The 3,142-nt window shown below is 72.5% G+C and carries 3 protein-coding genes and 1 pseudogene; all 4 read right to left on the minus strand.

Going from position 1 to position 3,142, the window contains the following annotated elements; all coding sequences use genetic code 11:
- Positions 1-97: 97 nt before the first annotated feature.
- Complete coding sequence (locus tag C1H66_RS03195) at positions 98-817, minus strand: DUF484 family protein (RefSeq protein WP_102626474.1); 720 nt, start codon at positions 815-817, stop codon at positions 98-100.
- 83 nt (positions 818-900) lie between these two features.
- On the minus strand, positions 901-1,734 hold the full coding sequence (gene dapF / locus C1H66_RS03200; protein WP_102626475.1) for a diaminopimelate epimerase: 834 nt from the start codon (positions 1,732-1,734) through the stop codon (positions 901-903).
- Positions 1,734-3,014, minus strand: coding sequence for a diaminopimelate decarboxylase (gene lysA / locus C1H66_RS03205; protein ID WP_102626476.1), 1,281 nt, complete (start codon positions 3,012-3,014; stop codon positions 1,734-1,736). The genes dapF and lysA overlap by 1 nt, the downstream gene beginning before the upstream one ends.
- Before the next feature lie 47 nt (positions 3,015-3,061).
- A pseudogene (gene lptM / locus C1H66_RS23500) lies at positions 3,062-3,142 on the minus strand (LPS translocon maturation chaperone LptM); the annotation flags it as partial.

The raw sequence follows: 3,142 nt of genomic DNA on the forward strand, positions 1-3,142 counted from the left end.
AGCGGGTGCTCGGCCGCCGGGCGCCTAGCCATGGGGGGCGAGCCCCTCCAGGAAGGCCTCGATCTCCCGCGCCAGCGGGTGCTCGGCCGCCGGGCGCCTAGCCATGGGGGGCGTGGGCCAGGCGCATCAGCAGGCGGGCCACCACGTCACCGACGTACTCGGTGAACAGGGTGTCCATGCTGGCGCGGAAGTGGTCGGGGTCGGGGCTCGCCAGCACCAGGTAACCCAGCGGCTCGCCCAGGGTCAGGCGGGCGAGGGCGCAGGAGCCGGCCTTGCGCGGTGCCTGGGCATGGGGCAGCAGGCGCTTCCAGTCGGTGGGGGTGAGCCGCGTACAGCGGCTGGCACGGCCATCGAGCAGCGCGGCGAGGCGCTGGCCGGCGTGATCGTCGAGCACGTGGCGCGGCGGCTGGGGCGGCTGGGGTTCGGCATCGGTGAGGCTGGCCGGACACCACAGCGCCACCGCCGAGGTGTGGAAGCGCTCGCTGAGCTGGGTGGCGAGCGCCTGGCCCAGGGCGTCGTTGTCCTCGGCTTCCAGCAGGGCCAGCACCAGCTCCCGGGTGCGGCGGTACTGGGCCTCGTTGTGACGCGCCGACTCGAGCAGCTGCTCGAGGCGCCACTCGGCCTGCTCGGCGCGGGTACGCAGGTCGTGGACCAGGCGCTCGAGCAGCGAGGTGGCGCCGCGGGCCTCCGGGTGCGGCACCTTGAGTTGCTGCAGCAGCCCCTCGCGACCGACGAAGAAATCCGGGTGTCGGGCCAGCCACTGGGCCACTCGGTCGGGATCGAGGGTCTTGCGCGGTTCGGGGGCGGCTCGTGTCATGCGGGCTTCTCCTGTGGGGCACTTTTCCAGCCGAGGACGCTGGTCGACTGAAGGCTCTTGTTCTGCCGGGACGCCGGCGTGCGTCAGCCCAGGGCGACGCGGCCGTCGAAGACGCGCACGGCGGGGCCGGTCATGGTCAGGTGGGCGTCGTCGCCGGCCCATTCGATGCGCAGGTCGCCGCCGGGCAGGTGCACGGTGACCGGGCTCTCGAGCAGCCCCTGGCGGATGCCGCAGGCCACCGCGGCGCAGGCGCCGGTGCCGCAGGCCAGCGTCTCGCCGCTGCCCCGCTCGTAGACCCTGAGCCGGATCTCGTGGGGCGAGACCACCTGCATGAAGCCGGCGTTGACCCGCCTGGGGAAGCGCGGGTGGGCCTCGATGGCCGGGCCCAGGCGCGCCACCGGGGCCGTGTCGACGTCCTCGACCCGCAGCACGGCATGGGGGTTGCCCAGCGAGGCCACGCCGATCTCGAGCCGCTCGCCCGCCACCTCGAGCGCGTGGCGCAGGCGATCCTCGGCGGCGTCGAAGGGCAGCGCCTCGGGGGCGAAGCGCGGCACGCCCATGTCCACGCGGACCTGGCCGTCGTCCTCGACCCGCAGGGTCAGCGGGCCGCCGGCGGTCTCGACGCGGATCTCGTGCTTGTGGGTCAGCCGCTGGTCGCGCACGAAGCGGGCGAAGCAGCGGGCCCCGTTGCCGCAGTTCTCCACCTCGCTGCCGTCGGCATTGAAGATACGGTAGCGGAAGTCCATGTCCGGGTCGCGGGGCGGCTCGACGACCAGCAGCTGGTCGAAGCCGATGCCGAAGCGGCGGTCGGCGAGTCGGCGGATCTGCGCCTCCTCCAGGCGGGCCCGCTGGGTGACCAGGTCGACCACCATGAAGTCGTTGCCGAGGCCATGCATCTTGGTGAAGTGCAGCAGCATCAGCGTGCCTCCTCACCGTCGTCGGGCAGCAGCGTCTCGCCGGCCCACAGCGCGTCGAGCGGCTCGCGGCGGCGCACCAGGTGCACGAGCTCGCCGTCGACCATCACCTCGGCCGGGCGCGGTCGGCTGTTGTAGTTCGAGGCCATGACGAAGCCGTAGGCCCCGGCCGAGCGTACCGCCAGCAGGTCGCCGGCGGCGATGGCCAGGTCGCGCTCCTTGCCCAGGAAGTCGCCGGTCTCGCAGACCGGGCCGACCACGTCGTAGGTGGCAGTCTCGCGCACATGCCGGGTGTCCACCGGCAGGATCGCCTGCCAGGCCTGGTAGAGCGCGGGGCGGATCAGGTCGTTCATGCCGGCGTCGACGATGGCGAAGTTCTTCGTCTCGCCGGGTTTGAGGAACTCGACCCGGGTCAGCAGCACCCCGGCATTGGCGGCGATCGACCGGCCCGGCTCGAACAGCAGGGTGAGGCGTTCGCTGCCTTCCCAGCGGGCGAGGCGCTCGAGCAGGGCGGTGGCGTAGTCGAAGGGCTGGGGGGGGCGCTCGTGGTGGTAGGGCACGCCGAGACCGCCACCCAGGTCGAGGTGTTCGATCTCGATGCCGCGGTCGCGCAGTCGCTCGAGCAGCACCAGCAGCCGGTCGAGGGCGTCGAGGAAGGGCGAGAGCTCGGTGAGCTGGGAGCCGATATGGCAGTCCAGGCCCACCACCTCGAGGTTGGGCAGGCCGGCGGCCAGCTCGTAGGCGGCCAGCGCCTCGTCCACCGCGATGCCGAACTTGTTGTCCTTGAGCCCGGTGGAGATGTAGGGGTGGGTGCCGGCGTCGACGTCCGGGTTGACCCGCAGCGACACCGGCGCGACCTTGCCGAGCCGCCCGGCCACGGCATCGAGCCGCTCGAGCTCGGGGCGCGACTCGACGTTGAAGCACTTGATGCCCACCTCCAGCGCCCGGGCCATCTCGGCCTCCTGCTTGGCGACGCCCGAGAAGACCACCTTGGTGGGGTCGCCGCCGGCGGCCAGCACTCGCTCCAGCTCGCCCACCGAGACGATGTCGAAGCCGGCGCCCATCCGCGCCAGCAGGCCGAGTACCGCGAGGTTGGAGTTGGCCTTCACCGCGTAGCAGATCAGGTGCGGGTGGCTGCCCAGGGCCTCGGTGTAGGCGCGGAAGTGGCGCGCCAGGGTGGCCCGGGAGTAGACGTAGCAGGGCGTGCCGACCTCGTCGGCGATGCGGGTCAGGGGCACCTCCTCGCCGTAGAGCACGCCGTCGCGATATTCGAAATGATCCATGCCTAGGTCTCGCTGTCTTGAGGCGCGTCGTCGGTGTCGGCGGGGGCGCCGTAGCGCTCGGCCGCCGCCTCGTCATCGGGCAGGTAGAGGGGGCCCTTCTGGCCGCAGCCGGCCAACGCCACGCCCAG

This window comes from Halomonas heilongjiangensis, assembly GCF_002879645.1.
GTDB classification, from domain to species: domain Bacteria; phylum Pseudomonadota; class Gammaproteobacteria; order Pseudomonadales; family Halomonadaceae; genus Halomonas; species Halomonas heilongjiangensis.